The sequence below is a fragment of the Enterococcus raffinosus genome (genome assembly GCF_001886185.1).
GTDB classification, from domain to species: domain Bacteria; phylum Bacillota; class Bacilli; order Lactobacillales; family Enterococcaceae; genus Enterococcus_A; species Enterococcus_A raffinosus.
Window position 1 is genome coordinate 1 of the sequence record NZ_JXLA01000009.1, and the last position, 16,347, is coordinate 16,347.

General features: G+C 40.0%; 15 protein-coding genes. 11 read left to right on the top strand and 4 right to left on the bottom strand.

Going from position 1 to position 16,347, the window contains the following annotated elements; all coding sequences use genetic code 11:
- Nucleotides 1–263: 263 nt before the first annotated feature.
- From RV13_RS06205 to lepB, 3 genes are all read left to right on the top strand, one after another.
- Nucleotides 264–908 (top strand): hypothetical protein, encoded by a 645-nt coding sequence (locus tag RV13_RS06205; protein WP_010746600.1) that lies wholly within the window; start codon nt 264–266, stop codon nt 906–908.
- Between the two features lie 116 nt (nt 909–1,024).
- Nucleotides 1,025–1,630: a metallophosphoesterase gene (locus RV13_RS06210; RefSeq protein WP_010746599.1), complete on the top strand. Its 606-nt coding sequence runs from the start codon at nt 1,025–1,027 to the stop codon at nt 1,628–1,630.
- A gap of 143 nt (nt 1,631–1,773) precedes the next feature.
- Complete coding sequence (gene lepB / locus RV13_RS06215) at nt 1,774–2,253, top strand: signal peptidase I (RefSeq protein ID WP_010746598.1); 480 nt, start codon at nt 1,774–1,776, stop codon at nt 2,251–2,253.
- Between the two features lie 51 nt (nt 2,254–2,304).
- Here lepB and RV13_RS06220 read toward each other — a convergent pair whose 3' ends face one another.
- Together RV13_RS06220 and RV13_RS06225 are read right to left on the bottom strand one after the other, a co-directional pair.
- Nucleotides 2,305–3,669, bottom strand: a complete 1,365-nt coding sequence (locus tag RV13_RS06220) for a PH domain-containing protein (protein WP_010746597.1) — start codon at nt 3,667–3,669, stop codon at nt 2,305–2,307.
- Nucleotides 3,669–4,043 (bottom strand): GntR family transcriptional regulator, encoded by a 375-nt coding sequence (locus tag RV13_RS06225; RefSeq protein ID WP_010746596.1) that lies wholly within the window; start codon nt 4,041–4,043, stop codon nt 3,669–3,671. Before RV13_RS06225 ends, RV13_RS06220 begins: the two co-directional genes overlap by 1 nt.
- Nucleotides 4,044–4,226: 183 nt before the next feature.
- Here RV13_RS06225 and mnmA point away from each other — a divergent pair, with 183 nt between their 5' ends.
- Both mnmA and RV13_RS06235 read left to right on the top strand, forming a co-directional pair.
- Nucleotides 4,227–5,345, top strand: coding sequence for a tRNA 2-thiouridine(34) synthase MnmA (gene mnmA / locus RV13_RS06230; RefSeq protein ID WP_028021107.1), 1,119 nt, complete (start codon nt 4,227–4,229; stop codon nt 5,343–5,345).
- 174 nt (nt 5,346–5,519) lie between these two features.
- A complete protein-coding gene (locus tag RV13_RS06235; protein ID WP_060789622.1) occupies nt 5,520–7,265 on the top strand; it encodes a carbon starvation CstA family protein in 1,746 nt (581 codons plus the stop codon).
- A 53-nt stretch (nt 7,266–7,318) separates the two neighbouring features.
- Here RV13_RS06235 and RV13_RS06240 read toward each other — a convergent pair whose 3' ends face one another.
- Together RV13_RS06240 and RV13_RS06245 are read right to left on the bottom strand one after the other, a co-directional pair.
- Nucleotides 7,319–7,549, bottom strand: a complete 231-nt coding sequence (locus RV13_RS06240) for a hypothetical protein (RefSeq protein WP_010746593.1) — start codon at nt 7,547–7,549, stop codon at nt 7,319–7,321.
- Between the two features lie 78 nt (nt 7,550–7,627).
- Nucleotides 7,628–8,875: a multidrug efflux MFS transporter gene (locus RV13_RS06245; RefSeq protein ID WP_028021108.1), complete on the bottom strand. Its 1,248-nt coding sequence runs from the start codon at nt 8,873–8,875 to the stop codon at nt 7,628–7,630.
- A 241-nt stretch (nt 8,876–9,116) separates the two neighbouring features.
- Between RV13_RS06245 and RV13_RS06250 the strand changes: the two genes are divergently transcribed.
- The 6 genes from RV13_RS06250 to RV13_RS06275 all read left to right on the top strand — a co-directional run bounded on the left by RV13_RS06250 (nt 9,117) and on the right by RV13_RS06275 (nt 16,332).
- Entirely contained in the window at nt 9,117–9,488 is a 372-nt protein-coding gene (locus RV13_RS06250) for a DUF1033 family protein (RefSeq protein ID WP_010746591.1), read from the top strand.
- Nucleotides 9,427–11,502 carry a DNA topoisomerase III gene (locus RV13_RS06255; protein ID WP_010746590.1) on the top strand — a complete coding sequence of 692 codons (2,076 nt, stop codon included), beginning with the start codon at nt 9,427–9,429 and terminating at the stop codon, nt 11,500–11,502. The genes RV13_RS06250 and RV13_RS06255 overlap by 62 nt, the downstream gene beginning before the upstream one ends.
- 205 nt (nt 11,503–11,707) lie before the next feature.
- On the top strand, nt 11,708–14,386 hold the full coding sequence (locus RV13_RS06260; RefSeq protein WP_060789623.1) for a sigma-54-dependent transcriptional regulator: 2,679 nt from the start codon (nt 11,708–11,710) through the stop codon (nt 14,384–14,386).
- A 119-nt stretch (nt 14,387–14,505) separates the two neighbouring features.
- The gene (locus RV13_RS06265; protein WP_010746588.1) at nt 14,506–14,823 is read left to right on the top strand and encodes a PTS sugar transporter subunit IIB; all 318 of its coding nucleotides are present in this window, start codon (nt 14,506–14,508) and stop codon (nt 14,821–14,823) included.
- A 23-nt stretch (nt 14,824–14,846) separates the two neighbouring features.
- The gene (locus RV13_RS06270; RefSeq protein WP_010746587.1) at nt 14,847–15,176 is read left to right on the top strand and encodes a PTS lactose/cellobiose transporter subunit IIA; all 330 of its coding nucleotides are present in this window, start codon (nt 14,847–14,849) and stop codon (nt 15,174–15,176) included.
- A 13-nt stretch (nt 15,177–15,189) separates the two neighbouring features.
- A complete protein-coding gene (locus RV13_RS06275; RefSeq protein WP_010746586.1) occupies nt 15,190–16,332 on the top strand; it encodes a GNAT family N-acetyltransferase in 1,143 nt (380 codons plus the stop codon).
- Nucleotides 16,333–16,347: the final 15 nt, after the last annotated feature.

Consider the following 16,347-nt stretch of genomic DNA (forward strand, 5'->3'; position numbering starts at 1 on the left):
GGTCACCAACACTAGATATTATAGAGCCACTTTTGGACACTTTTTTTGAGTTGCATTCTCTGAAAACAGTTGTTATTTTTTGTTTAGAAATAATCGTTCTTTTTCGGTTGCTTCGTTAAATTCACAGATATCATATTATATTACGCTTTCTATTTTCCGATATTCACCTTTTTTTCTAAATATTTTTGGTACTTAAAAGCTTAAATCTTTAAAGATTATGGTACACTGATACTAAGAAATTTGTTGGAAACGAAGGTGAGAAGTTGGTTCACAAGATACATACAATCGAGCATCACAAAATTATTTCTGATTTCCGTCTCTTGTCAGGGCTGACCGTCTCCATTGAAGACTGTGCCCATCTGACGAAAGAGTTCCAAAAATATGGTGTAGAGGATTATTATATTAGTGATTACGAGGGAAACAGTTATTTGACCCGTTACGTTGATTACTTTATAGACGGGATTCCTTGTTGGAAATATAAGAAGAACTACTTGGTTCCGTTGATATTTCGTGATATGCCCGACACGCAAAAAATGTTCCGCGATAGCTATCGTTGGGAAGCTTTTTTTATTCTCTTAGATTGGTACTTGGAATACAATCCTGAAAAAGTGATTGTTGCTTGCAGTAAGAAAAGAAAAAAATTTGAAGTGATCGATACGGCCTTTTTAATCTTCCGTTTATGGGAAATTTGTGACGGCGCGGCATTTCCAATCGCCAACATCACAAATCTATCCGAATTTGAAAAGTGGAATCAAATCTTTCATTTGATTGATACAGGAAAATCCTTTAAGCGCACAAAGGAATTCGATGCAACAAAAGTTGAAGATTTAACGCAACTAGAAGCAGTCATTTCGATTATTAAATTAAAATATCAAACGCTTTTACAAAAGCAAGGCTACCAGTTTTAAAGTGGTGGCCTTTTTTCACGAGAATCTCTGACTAGGCAGTGATGACAAGTGGGCTTTTTTTTAGAAGAGATGGTAAAATAAAGATAAGAATCAGAATTCGTTTGTAGGTGATTAGAATGAAATATTTTATATCAGATACACACTATTTTCACGAGAATCTTTTAGGGGACAACGATTTTGCGCCACGTTTATTCGATTCGGTGGAAGAGATGAATCAGCAAATGATCGATGCGTGGAATGCTGTCGTAAATGAAAAGGATACGGTTTATCATTTGGGAGATGTAGCGATGCATCCGCAATATGAAAGAGGCTTTAGAGATATTTTAAACCAATTGGTTCAATTAAAAGGCAAGATTGTTTTTATCAAGGGAAACCATGATTCTCGCACCTTTTTCCGATATTTAGCTTCCCATGATCCGAAGCTTCCCAATGGAGAAGACAAGTTTGAATTTCATGATGTAGGTGCGATCGTTAAATTTAATCATCATCAGTATTATTTGACTCATTACCCAATGCTTTTAGGGAAGACCTTGAATATTCGAAACCTGCACGGGCACATCCATAACTACAGTATGCCGATTGCAGAAGATATCAATGTGGGTGTCGATGCACCGGAACGTGGATTTCTCAAGACCTCTTTACCTTTTGGTACACCGATTTCTGAAAATTTGATTGATGAGATCGCCGATTATAAAGAAGCAGAGATAAAAAAATTGAAGTAGAAAAAGAAAGGGACAGATTGTCTCTTTCTTTTTTGTATGCTCATTGATCTTATGGCAAAGATTAATGAGCTGTTTCCATAGAAGTTCCTCTATGATAAAGTGGAAGTAAGCGATAACAGAGATGTTTATAAGGAGGCGAAAAAGTGAAAATAAATGAAGTAGTCAAAACAATTCTTTTATATGTGGTGATGATTGGAGCGGTGCTTGCCTTGCGTCACTATGTATTTACACCTGTTGAGGCGATTGGAGATTCCATGAAGCCAACATTGAATGATGGTGAGCGGATGTTTGGTTTAAAGCATGCCAAGATCGAACGTTTTGATGTCGTGACGTTTCCAGCACCGGATGATCCGGGAAGAGAGTACGTTAAGCGGGTGATCGGTTTGCCAGGAGATACGGTTGCTTACAAAAATGATCAGCTTTACATCAATGGGAAGAAGTACGATGAGCCCTATTTGGATGAGTACAAAGGGAAATTAACTGATGGGCAGCTCTTTGTTTTAGGAGATAATCGTCGGATCTCCAAGGATGGCCGAATCATTGGGATGATTAATCAAAAGGACATTCTAACCAATGTTAAATTTGTCTTTTGGCCCATTAACCGAATGGGTACTGTAGAATAAATGAACGCCCTCTTCAATTTTTGAAGAGGGTGTTTTCTGTTACTTACGTGCTTAAATGCTTTGGTAAGCCTGCTTTGTTACAGCGGAATCAGTATTAGTATAATAGTAATCTCTTTTTTTCGTTGTGATTTTTAAGATGGGTTTCGATTGATGATCGATAAAAAGGGTTGCGGATTTTCCGCCGACCTTAAAGCTGCCAATGGCGTAGTTCTCCGTTGCAAGCCCATTGACTTTCATTCCTGTGGGAGGGAGCTGCTCAATTAGGGACACTTTTTCTATATCCTGGAACGAAATTTTTTGTTCACGATAGTACGGACCGTCTAGTAGGACGCTTTCTTGTTTTACTTCATAGGTTAACGGATCAGGATGATAGTCTAGAACATATAAAGGGACCACTACGATCAGCATAGCAGCAATCAATAGAATCGGAATCAATCCGATAAAAATTTTTCCCCCTACACGTGCCAAGTTGATCGTAATATTCAACCCGATGCGATCAGGAATCATTAGCCGTCTGTCATCTGGGTTGTAATAAATGCCATAGCGCCAGTAATAATCATCGCCAGTATAGCGAAAACTGGGTGTTTGTGTCAGCAATTGATCCTGCTTGTTTCGTAACCGGAACAGCCACCAGAAGGTAAGTGCGCAAAAAAGAAAAATCAGTAAAAATTCACTGATCATTAAAACCTCAAAGAAGCGATTACTGAGATTCACCGTCAATAACGGAAGATAGATGACCAGATTTACAAAGAAACTTGTCGTCACCATAAAGGCTGACCAATAGAATTTTGTCAGATCATTGTATTGACGATTAATCGTTTGATCATCTGTTAATGCTCGTACCGGCAATCGACCAATAGCCCACCAACCGACAACAAATAAAGCTAAGGTAAGGCCACAGGTGATGAATAATATCCAAGTTAGACTTTCCATTCCTTGATTATGAAGGACAAACGTCAAAAGAAGCAAGAGTCCAAATGAGACCACAAACCACCAAGGAGAGACAAGTTTTCGATTTTTTTCGATGACTAGTGCTGTGTTTACTTGAATCGGTTGTTCTGTCAGTTGCCAGTTGTTCTCTATAATTAATTGATGCCCCTTGCGGATGTAGCGAATTTGCAGCAAGTAACCAGCAGCGATCGTGATATATAGTAGAACGAAGAATAGCATCATGAAGATCGAATCTTTCATAGGAATAAGCAGACTCAAATCTAAAACAGTCAGTAAGCCAGCTAATTGAAATTGGCGCTTCCGATATTTTTTTCTAAAAGAAAGAACCTTTGGATCGTCAATTTTATCTGCGGGAAATGTATTTTCCACGATGACATAGTTATGCGGTTTAGCCGCTATTGAATTGGTAAAAGCCATGATAAAGTTGCAAAAAATTAATATACCTAAAATAAGAGGGGATAACATCAGGCATCATCCTTTCTGAAGCTCGTTAAAATTCTGTGAACTTTCTCTTGAACCGCTTTTTCGTTAGGCTCAGTTAAGTAAAGTTCTGCCAATAGTAAAGTCAAATTTTCTTCGCTTGTTGCCTTAGAAGTGACAGGCAACGGAGCGACTAAGGTTCCTTTGCGGCGATCAGTGATCAGATAGCCTTCTTCTCGCAGCTGTTGATAACCCTTAGAGACAGTCATCGTATTCACACCAAGCTCATCCGCAAATTGCCGGACGGTCGGCAGCTGCTCATTCGGCTTTAGTTCGCCGCGAGCAATACCGATAATGATCTGTTTTCGTAATTGTAAGTAAATGGGCTCTTCAGAATGGGGATCAATTTCTAAAATCATTTTCTCGTCCTCCTTTGTATTGTTTATATTAATACAAATGATACAAAAAGACAATAAAAATTGAGCCTCAAAGAATTATCTATCGAAAATTTAAGATTTATGTTGTATAATTCGTCATACTGAAAAGTTGCGACCTTCAAATCGTAGAGTTTTCGGAATCTATATTGAAATGATGGTGATACTGTGTCTAACAGCAACACACGAGTCGTCGTAGGAATGAGCGGCGGCGTCGATTCATCAGTTACTGCTTTGTTGTTAAAAGAACAAGGCTATGATGTAGTCGGCATTTTTATGAAAAATTGGGACGACACTGATGAAAACGGTGTTTGTACCGCGACAGAAGATTATAAGGACGTGGCGAAAGTCGCTGCCCAAATCGGGATTCCTTATTATTCTGTCAACTTCGAAAAGGAATATTGGGATCGTGTCTTTGAATATTTCTTGGCGGAATACCGTGCAGGCCGCACACCTAATCCTGATGTGATGTGTAACAAGGAAATCAAATTCAAGGCTTTCTTAGATTACGCGATGGAATTAGGTGCGGATTATGTAGCAACAGGACATTATGCCCAAGTTGAAAAGGACGAAAATGGGGTTGTCCATATGCTGCGTGGTGTGGACAATAATAAAGACCAAACGTATTTCTTAAGCCAATTATCTCAAGAACAATTGGCGAAGACGATGTTTCCACTAGGCGGCATGCAAAAACCAGAAGTTCGCGCAATCGCAGAACGAGCTGGCTTAGCGACTGCCAAGAAAAAGGATTCAACAGGCGTCTGCTTCATCGGTGAAAAGAATTTCAAACAATTTTTAAGCAATTATCTACCTGCTAAAAAAGGGAAGATGGTCACTTTAGATGGCGAAGAAAAAGGAACACATGATGGTTTGATGTACTATACAATTGGTCAGCGCCAAGGTCTTGGTATCGGCGGCGGTGGAAAAACCAACGATCCATGGTTTGTCGTAGGAAAGGATCTATCTACGAACACCTTATATGTCGGTCAAGGCTTCCATCATGAAGCACTATATGCTACTAGCCTAGATGCTAGTGAAATTCACTTCACCACTAACGAAGACCAACCAAAAGAATTCAAATGTACAGCGAAGTTCCGATATCGTCAGCAAGACGTACCGGTAACAGTTCGTTTATTGGAAGACGACCGCGCAGAAGTGATCTTTGATGATCCTGTTCGTGCGATTACACCAGGACAGGCTGTTGTTTTCTACGATGGTATGGAATGCTTAGGCGGCGGTTTGATTGACCATGCATATCAAGAAACAAAAGAGTTACAATATATTTAAGGTATGATAGAAGAACTGAGGCTGCTCTCTTGTGAGTAACCTCAGTTCTTTGTCTTTCAAACATATTTACAGAAAATTCTTGAAAATTAGAATGATTCTCTTTACATACTCATATACTTATGGGAATATACTAATTAAATATTTATTATAAAATGAAGAGAGTTGGGTGAGTATATGAATGGTGTCGTTCTTTTAGTTTTTGCTATTATTTGTTTTGTTGCTGCTTATTTTATTTATTCCCGTTGGTTGGAGAAAAAATGGGGGATTGATCCGAAGGCTGTGACACCTGCGGTCGCTCTTGAGGATGGGGATGACTATGTTCCAGAACCGGCATTTGTCGTTTTTAGTCACCAGTTTTCATCCATCACAGGTGCTGGACCAGTAACGGGGCCGATTATTGCCGCGATGTTTGGTTGGCTGCCGGCTTTTTTATGGATTCTCTTTGGCGGGATTTTCTTCGGTGCGGTCCATGACTTTGGGGCATTGTATGCATCCGTGAAGAATGAAGGAAAATCAATTGGTTTAATTATTGAAAAATATATCGGAAAAGTTGGTAAGAAGCTGTTTCTATTATTCTGCTGGTTGTTTGCGCTTTTAGTTATTGCTGCTTTTGGGGATATTGTAGCGACAACGTTTAACGGCATGACACCAGATGTACCGGCAGCTGTTAACACGGCGAATGCTTCTGCTGCTTCGATCTCGATGTTGTTCATCCTCTCGGCAGTATTGGTTGGTTATTTCATGAAAAAGGTTCATTTAGAAGGGATTGCCATGCACGCTTTTGGGATCGTCGTTTTATTGGTGACTCTCGCTATTGGCATCATGTTCCCAATTTTTGCAGACAAGCAAACATGGCTGCTAATTGTTTTTGGTTACTTATTCTTGGCTTCAGTCATGCCGATTTGGTTATTGATGGCCCCTCGTGATTTTCTCAGCACCTATATGCTGTTAGGAATGATCATCGCGGCTGTTCTGGGTCTGTTAGTGGAAGCCCCTATGGTTGAACTGAACGCCTTCAACGGCTTTGCTGTACAGGATGCGACGGGAAATGTGAAATACTTATTCCCGATTTTATTCATTACAGTGGCCTGTGGTGCTGTGTCTGGCTTCCATAGTTTGGTTTCCTCAGGGACTTCATCTAAACAGGTTTCAAATGAAAAACACATGCGCCCAATCAGTTATGGCGCGATGATGTGTGAATGTGTATTGGCGGTAGTTGCTTTGGTGGTTGCGGGCGCAGTCGCTCAAAATGGACAGTTGCCGACTGGAACACCATTCCAGATTTTTTCAGGATCAGTCGCTGGTTTCTTAACGAAATTTGGCTTGCCATTAAATATCGCGCAGGCCTTTATGACCATGTGCGTATCAGCTTTAGCGTTGACTTCGTTAGATTCAGTGGCTCGTATCGGCCGAATGTCTTTACAGGAATTCTTCTATGAAGAAGGAGTGGAGCAAAAAGGCTTGACAAAATTACTTACTAATAAATATGTAGCAACTGTCGTAACATTAGTTGTGGGTTTTGTTTTAGCTCTCGGCGGGTACAACAGTGTTTGGCCATTATTCGGCTCAGCAAACCAATTATTAGCCGCAATGGTTATGATTGCTGTAGCAGTCTATATGAAGACATCGAAGAAATCAGGTGTCATGTTCTATATTCCGATGGGGATCATATTGGCGGTGACCTTCACAGCATTAGGAATGTCTATTTACGGATTAGTAGTGAAGCTAATGAATGCGACACAATATTTAGTAGTGATTCCGGCAGTTCCAAAAGCAGGACAGTTCGTATTCCTGTCGGATGGCTTGCAGCTAGTCTTTGCCTTTCTATTATTAGGCTTAGGATTGATGGTAGCTACCAAATGTTTACGCTCTTTATTTAATGTAGAGGTTAAAAGCTCTGAAGAAGTTATCGCAGATTAAAAGAAAATTTCAATAGAAAAAAAGTCATCGTCGAAACTCGACGATGACTTTTTTTATGCAAGGCTTTGAGCAAAATGTGCCATTGCAACTTTTACTTCGTTTAGTTTCTCTGGTTTGATCAAAGGGAAAAGCTTTTCCTGGAGCTTTTTGAAGTCTTCAAGACTTAGTGCCTCTGTTTCTTGATCTGCGAAACTCTTTACTAAGATTTCCTTTGCCTCGTCTTCTTTTCCTTCAATCGTACTGTTTAGGAAAAAGTCTAAAAACTTTAATTGGCCTTCAAGCATGTTGTTCACTTCTTTCATTAGAATCACTTATCAGTATAAAAAACTAACGAAAAAGTTGCCATTAATATGTCTTGGGTATTAGTGCGTGTGCTGTGTTTGATGATATTTTTCAGCGATTTCCTTCGTGTTGCGATGAACCAATAGGTAATTGGTCAAAACAAGAGCGGAGGTTGAAATGAAGACTCCACGGTATCCAAAGATTGATGAAACGCTTGAACCGATCATCGGGCCAACCACATTTCCGGCCGCTTGAAAGGACTGATTATAGCTGAAAATTCTCCCGGCTGCTTCTTGGGGTGAGTACTTCGTAATTAATGCTTGAACGGCGGGTAAGAGACACGCATCAGAGATCCCGACTAAGAAACGTAAAAAGGCTAATTGCCAAACATTCGTAACGATGGACATCGGCAAAAAGACCAACATCGCAAAAATCAAGCCAATGCCTAAAACTTTTTCGCTGCCGATCTTATCCCCTAGCCGACCGAAACGAGGAGCTGCGATCAAGGTGGCAATTCCAGGGATTGAAGCGATGATTCCGCTGACTAAAGTAACATTGCCATGATTATGCATTAATTGTCGAATATACAAACTGATAATCGGGCTGATGGAGTTATTCGACGCTTGAATGATCAAGGTAGTGACAAACATGCCAATGACGACATGTGGATACTTCAAGCTGTGAAAAATTTCCTTCGCAGGCATCATATCTTTCTTCTCGATCGGAGTAAATTCTTCGTGAACGAATAGAACACTGAGCAAAAAGACAAGAAATAGAATACTGCCGGTAATGAAAAAAGTTAAACGATAACCAAAAACCGAAGCTGTGACCCCACCAACTAGTGGGCCAAGTAAGTTCCCAGTTACTGCACCGGTCGCTAACGTTCCAAGTACCTGACCGCTCTTTTCGCGAGGAGTTCCCGTAGCAACTAAGGCCGTTGCGTTGCTGATATAGCCGGAAAAGACACCTTGAAGTAAACGCAAGCCGATCAGCTGATAGACGTTACTGACAGTTCCCATTAAACTAATGACGATCGCCATACCAAGGGATGCACGTAATAGCATCAGCTTTCGACCCTTTTGATCGGCTAAGCGTCCCCATAAAGGAGAAACTATTGCAGTAATCAAGAAGGTGGATGAAAAAGTAATCCCGCTCCAGAAATTTAACTGTTGGTTACTATAATGGCCTAATGAATCTATGTATAAGGACATAAAAGGCATGACCAGACTAAAACCAATGCCGGCCATAAAAGTACCGAACCATAAAACGATCAGATTCTTTTGCCAAGTGGGACGAGGTTGAAATAATTTACTTTTGATTTTACTCAAATTAAAAAGGCCTTCTTTCAAAACTATGAAATTTTCAAAAAACATTTTCATTATAACTCTCTTAAGGACCATGTAAAATCCTGTCGCTTTGTGTTACGATAGAATTAAGAAAAAAGCAATATTTTTCTGCAAAATTTTTACAGTTATCTATTTTTTTCTTGAACTTGTTTCAGCCGGAAACATTTTTCTTGAATTTTTATTTCATGATACTTATGATTGAGGTGGAAAGAAGGGTAGCGGGATGTATCAAGTAATAACCATGTACGGTGATAACGAACCTTGGTGGTTCTTTGAAGAATGGCAAGAAGATATTCAAGAAACCGCGGCTTTTGAAGATTTTGACGCGGCAGTAGCATATTATGAACATCGTTGGAGCGAACTCCAAAAGACCAATACATATAGTAATGCAAAGCATAATTTTTTGAGTGCATTTTGGAAAGAGCAGGACGAACGCTGGTGTGAAGAGTGTGATGATTATTTACAGCAGTACTGGGGGCTTGCACTATTAAAAGATGAGCAGCCATTAACGGTTGATAGCAGAAAGGAACTTTATGAAACAGCTAATTATAGCGGAAAAGCCAAGTGTTGCAAGAGACTTGAGCAAGGTGCTTAACGCCAATCAAAAAAATAAAAACTATTTTGAAGGACCCAATGTTGTTGTGACTTGGGCCCTTGGTCATTTATTGGGCCTAAAAATGCCAGAGGATTTGAATAAAGAATGGCAAAGCTGGCAGATGGAAACTTTACCGATGATTCCTAAATACATTGGGATCAAACCTTTACCTAAAACGCGTGGACAACTAAAATCCATTCAGCAGCTGGCAAAACGTAAAGATATTTCAGAAGCGGTGATCGCAACAGACGCGGGGCGTGAAGGAGAACTAGTTGCACGTTGGATTTTAGAATATGTACGGTTCGAAAAACCAGTGAAGCGCCTATGGATTTCGTCACAGACGAATAAAGCGATCAAGGATGGCTTTAAAAACCTGAAGCCCGCAGAAGAGTATGATAATTTGTATCACTCTGCATTAGCGCGGGCAAAAGCAGACTGGCTAGTTGGGTTAAATGTTACCCGCGCATTGACAGTTAAATATGAAGACAGCCTATCCGCTGGTCGAGTACAAACACCGACGCTTGCGATGGTTCGTCAGCAGGAAAAGAAAATCGAGAAATTCCGTCCACAAAATTATTTTGTGATTTCTTTAGAGGTCGAAGGACAAAAAGCTAAGCTTAATCAAAAGAATCCATATGGAATCACAGAACGCGAAACAGCCGAAAAATTAGTCAAAGAGCTGTCTAAGCAAAAAGGAACTGTGACAGATATTACGGAAAAAGAAAAGACAGAGCCGGCACCGCTACCTTATGATTTAACGGAAATCCAACGGGAAGCGAATGCTCGTTATCAATTTTCAGCCAAAAAGACATTGTCCTTGGTTCAAAGCTTGTACGAAACTCATAAAATCGTGACGTATCCGCGAACAGACAGTAAATACCTAACCAATGATATGAAGGCTACGATGAAAGAACGCTTGCAAGCAATCATTGATTTTGCACCAGAAGTAAAAACGTATATCAAAAATGGGGCACAAGTAAAACAAAAACGTGTGTTTCAAGATAGTAAAGTGACGGATCACCATGCATTGATCCCGACGGAGCAACGTCCGCGTTTCGAAAAGCTTTCAACGGATGAACAGCGTATCTATAACATGATCGTAACCCGTTTCTTGGGCTTATTCGCTGATGCACATAAAGAGAGCCAACAAAAAGTAACGGTAACCTTCCAAAAGGAAACCTTTACCTTCCGTCAAAATAAAGTTCTAGTAGCTGGATGGAAACCAGCAGAAGAAGCAAAAAAATCCATTCAATGGTCTGAAGGAATGAAGATCGTACCGAACTTTACGATCGAAAAGGTTTTAACCACACCGCCTAAACCATTGAATGAGGGCACACTGCTGGCTCAAATGGAAAAGTATAGCTTAGGGACACCAGCGACTCGCGCGGAGATCATCGAAAAGTTGATTAAATCTGAGTTGATGGAACGAACGACTAGTGGTTTGATGGTTTCACCAAAAGGCAAGCAATTACTAGAGCTTGTTAATCCTTCATTAGTGACGCCAGAGCTGACTGAAAAATGGGAGAAGCAGTTAGAGGCAATCGCCAACGGCAAGTATAGTAGTAAGCAATTCTTGCAGGAGATTGAATCAGATACAAAGAAACTTGTCAGTGAAGTAAAACACAGCGACAAAAAGTATCAAGATTTCTCGATTACTGCCAAAAAATGTCCAGAGTGCGGTTCGCCACTGCGAGAAAAAAATACTCGTGACGGAAAAATCTATATTTGTACGAACCCAGAGTGTAGTTACCGCCGCCGGAAAGATCCAAAAGTCTCGAACCATCGCTGCCCTCAATGTCACCGCAAAATGGAAATCATTGATGGAAAAAATGGCTCGTATTTCCGTTGCAAATATGACGGGACGACAGAAAAAATGTTAGATAAGAAAGAACGCTCGAAAAAAATGACGAAGCATGAAGAGCGCCGCTTACTGAAAAAAGTGAACGAACAGGAAGAACCACAGGAAAGTCCATTAGCTGCGGCACTGAAAGCAGCGATGGAAAATAAAGATTAGCCAAAAATAACTCAAACATTTTTATCGGCTCTCCTTTTATAAGTCACGGTTATAAAAAGTGACTTATAGAAGGAGAGTTTTGTATACATTTGATTATTTTCAATGTAAAATAAATCAGCGGTATTTTGAATAAGTAGAGACTAGAAATTCAAAAAGAAAAGGGTTACAATATAAATGGTTTATACCATTTTCGGGAGGGATTTTTTTGAAATCTAGAAAAGATGAAGTGTTAGACGCATTAAGAGCAAATCCTAACGAACAGACGGCACAAGAACTGGCGGAGCAGCTAGGCGTTGACCGCACCAATGTCAGTCGTTACTTAAATGAACTGACGAAAGATGGAAAAGTAAAAAAAATTGACGGTCGCCCAGTAAAATTTCAGCTAACGACAGTTTCGACTGAAGGACATATTAACTTTGACAATTTGATTGGTCGTGAGGATTCGTTAAAAAGTCAAATTCAAAAATCTAAAGCGGCTATTTTATATCCTCCACGCGGATTACATACGATTATTTTTGGCGAGACGGGAACTGGAAAGACGATGTTTGCAGAATGTATGTATCGTTTTGCGGTCTCCGCCAAAGTGTTAGACGAAAGTGCCCCCTTTGTTACTTTCAACTGTGCAGATTACGCACAAAACCCTCAGCTCCTATATGGACACATATTTGGTGTGAAACGGGGAGCATTTACAGGTGCAGAAGAAACACGGGTTGGGTTGATGGAACAGGCAGATGGAGGGATTTTGTTCTTAGATGAGATCCATCTTCTGCCGCCAGAAGGACAAGAAATGCTTTTCACCTTCATTGACAAAGGGACTTTTCGATCTTTAGGTGATGGACAAGAGAAACAAGCATCTGTTCAGATTATAGGGGCAACGACCGAGACCAGCTCTATGTTCCTATCAACATTTAATCGTCGAATTCCAATGCAGATAGAGCTGCCTTCTCTGGCGGAACGCTCTTTAGATGAACGCTTAGCTATCATCAAAGAATTTCTACAGCAAGAGGCGAATCGATTGATGCAGGAAATCGCGATTGATAAGCGAAGTCTATTAGCGTTTCTTCTATATAATGCAGAAGGAAATATTGGTCAGTTAAAACGTGATTTAAAATTAGTCTGTGCCAAAGCTTTTCTTCATCATCAAACCAATAGCGATTCAGAAAAACTGATGATTGTGGAAGAGGACCTGCCTCTAGTTGTACAAAAAGGGTTACTACGAATGAACGAGGTTCAGGACAAGCTGACGCCATTCATGGATAAGAGAAATCTTTACTTAACCTTAAAGCCAGGTACGGAGGAAGTTGTTTGGGGACAAGACCCTAACAAGGATATGGAGGTTTACCATTCGATCACGTACAAGTTGGAGAAACTTGGACGGGAAAACCTATCAGAAATTGATCTAGAAGAATTGATTTCCGATGATGTGGATCAATACTTTGAGACTTATGTTGAAGAGCTTTCTCACAGCAATGCTTATCGTGAAATCATTTCTGATGACCTTTGGAAGCTGGTCAATGAGCTTTACGATTTTGCTTCGATTCAAATGAATCGGGAATATGATGAGAAGGTTCGGTTTGCTTTTGCGCTGCATATCAATTCAACGATTGAACGAATTCGTGGGAATCAATTTATTTCACATCCTAATTTGAATGATATTCGTCGAAACTATTCAAAAGAATTTCAAGTGGCGATTGAATTATCTAATCGCATTGAAGAAGCCTACAATATCATGATTCCATTAGACGAGATCGGCTTTATCACGATGTTTCTTACTATGGATAATCAAGAGGAACAGCAAATCGATGAACGACAAGTCGCTGTGCTCGTTGTGATGCATGGCAAGTCGACAGCCTCGAGTATGTTAGAGACGGTGCAGGAACTTCTTGGAACAACGAATGGCATCGCCTTTAATATGCCACTGACGTTAAATACTGAAAAAATGTATGCTCAAATTAAAAATTACATCCAGAAGAAACGGGAAGAGTTCTCAGAAGGAATCATTCTTTTGACAGATATGGGCTCCCCAAATAATTTCGGCAACCTGATTTTCCATGAAATGGGGATTCGGACACGAGTGATTTCAATGGCAAGTACCATGTTAGTATTGGAAAGCTTGCGCTTAGCAACGTTAGGGCGTTCGTTAGAAGAAATCTATACGAGTGTTATCTCCATGTTCCAAACAATGGTACGTCTAGAAGAACCAACTCAGAAGGATGAAAAGAAAGTTATTATCGTAGCCTGCTTTACCGGAGAAGGTGTTTCGAAACGATTAAATGAAGTCGTCTCACAAATCGTTAACTTGGAAGAATTTGAGATTATTCAAATGCAGTCTTTGGAGCGAGAAAGCTTTAAGCATCGTATCGACCAGCTGATTACACATAAAGACATTGTAGCGATTGTAGGCACTATGGAAATTCATTATCAAAAAATTCCTTTTATCCCAGCCATGAACTTATTCAAGCGGGATAAAATTCTAGAATTTCAAGATTTATTAGGCAGCACAATCACGCTCCCAGAAATGGTGGATTCATTAACTAAAAACTTTTCACCTGAGATAGATGTAAAGACGTTGTTCCTGTTAATCGACGATGTTTTACAGTTAATTCGTAAAGATCAGGAGCTTATTATCGAGAATACAGCGATGCAGGCACTAAGTGTACACATCGCGTTCTTAGTAGATAAAATAAAAAAAGGGGAAGAGCGTCCTGTCTTTGAGGATGTCAAATGTTTCCACCAGCAGTATCGTAGCCGCTTTAATCAAACTGCGGCCAATCTATCCCTGATTGAAAAACAATTTGAGGTTCGCTTTACCGAAGACGACATCGCTTACATTGTAAAGACCCTCGAAGATAATCGAATCGAACTAGGATTGCACAGTGTGTAATCCTAGTTTTTTTGTGTGTAAAATGAAAACCTTATCACGACGCCTTCTGTGCGGCGAAAAAGTTGGCACGCATCTTGCTTTATATAAAGTGAACAATTAAAAACTAAGGAGTGTTTTACATGAAAAGAATTATGTTAGTTTGTGCGGCAGGAATGAGCACTAGTTTATTAGTAACTAAAATGGAAAAAGCAGCAGCTGATCAAGGATTAGAATCTGATATCTTCGCAGTTTCAGCTTCAGAAGCAGATGCAAAATTAGAAGATGCCAGCAAACCAGTCGATGTTTTGCTATTAGGTCCTCAAGTTCGTTTTATGAAAGGTCAATTTGAAACAAAATTAGCAGACAAAGGAATTCCTGTCGATGTTATCGATATGAAAGATTACGGCATGATGAACGGCGAAGCTGTTTTAAATACTGCACTTAATCTTATGAAATAAGAAGTAGAAGGGGAGCTAAGCAAATGAGCGATACAATGAGTCAAGAACAATTAGAAGCAGTAATGGGTCTAATCATTAATGCTGGTAACGCAAAGAGTGATGCAATGGAAGCGATTCAAGCAGCTAAAGATGGCGACTTCACTTTGGCTCAAGAAAAACTTGCAGCAGCAGACCAAGCGTTAGTTGAAGCACATCATTCTCAAACAGGGCTGTTGACAGAAGAAGCTAGCGGTAATCCAATGACCGTGACATTGTTAGCGGTTCATAGTCAGGACCACCTGATGACTGGCATTACTTTCAATGATATGGCAAAAGAAGTAGTGGATATTTACAAACGTTTAGGGAACGAATAGAGGAAGTGATCCTGTGAAATTAGCTCGTGATCAGGAATCGTTGAAAGCGATCACAGGTTTAATTGAATACGCTTTTAGAAAGCAGCAGCCAATCATCAACGACCCACTCTTTTTATCACGGTATGAACATGCTGATGCCTATGGTGTTTACCAAGAGAGTGAGTTAACGAATTTAGTGATGGCGAATCATTTTGAGATTCAGCTTTTTCAACAGAGAGTCAAAATGGCCGGCGTTGGTTATGTGGCCAGTTATCCAGAGTATCGAGGCAAAGGCGGCATCAGCGGTATCATGTCCGAACTTTTGTCTGATCTTTACCAACAGGGTGTTGCAGTGTCACAACTGGCTCCTTTTTCCGAAGATTTTTATCGTCAATTCGGTTATGAGCCTACTAGCCGCAGAAAAACCTATCGCATTCCAGCACTGGCCTTTAATTATTTGACAAGTGAAAGAAGGGGGAATGTTAAACGTGGAACCTGGCAACAGATGAAGTCAGTGATCCAATCGATTTATCAGCGCTTATTAAACCAGCAGCAAGTCGGAACGGTTGTCCGTGAAGGCTGGTGGTGGGAACGTCTAAATGACTACTATCCTCACCGCTTCTATGCTGTAGCTTATGATGACGCTGAAGAAGCGAAAGGATACATTATTTATCGTATGCAAGGCAACACATTAGTAGTAGACGAGCTTGCTTATGAAACGGAACTAGCTCTGCGAAAATTGTTAACGTACTTAAAATCCCATGTCTCATCATTTGAAGAATTTCTTTATCACGCACCAGTTCATGAGATTATTGAAAAATGTTTTCGTGAACAAGAATATTTTACGATTACTTTAGAACCTTACATGATGAGTCGAATTATTGACATCAAGCAATTATTACCGAAAATTCCGATTTGCCAAAAAGAAATTATTATTGAAGTAACTGAAGATAAAGAGTGTCCTTGGAATGTTGGTAGCTGGCTAGTCAGTCAGGGGAATTGTAAAAAAGTACAACAAGCAGGTACCATCAAAGCTTCGATTCATGGGTGGAGTGAATTATTATTGGGAGAATTGACTTTAGCTGAGGGAATTTTTCTTGGCAAGGTCACCGCTTCAAAAGCGTTTGAAGGGGAAATTTTTCCAAAAGGTCGACAAAGTTTTTACGATTACTTTTAAAATAGGGGGAACACA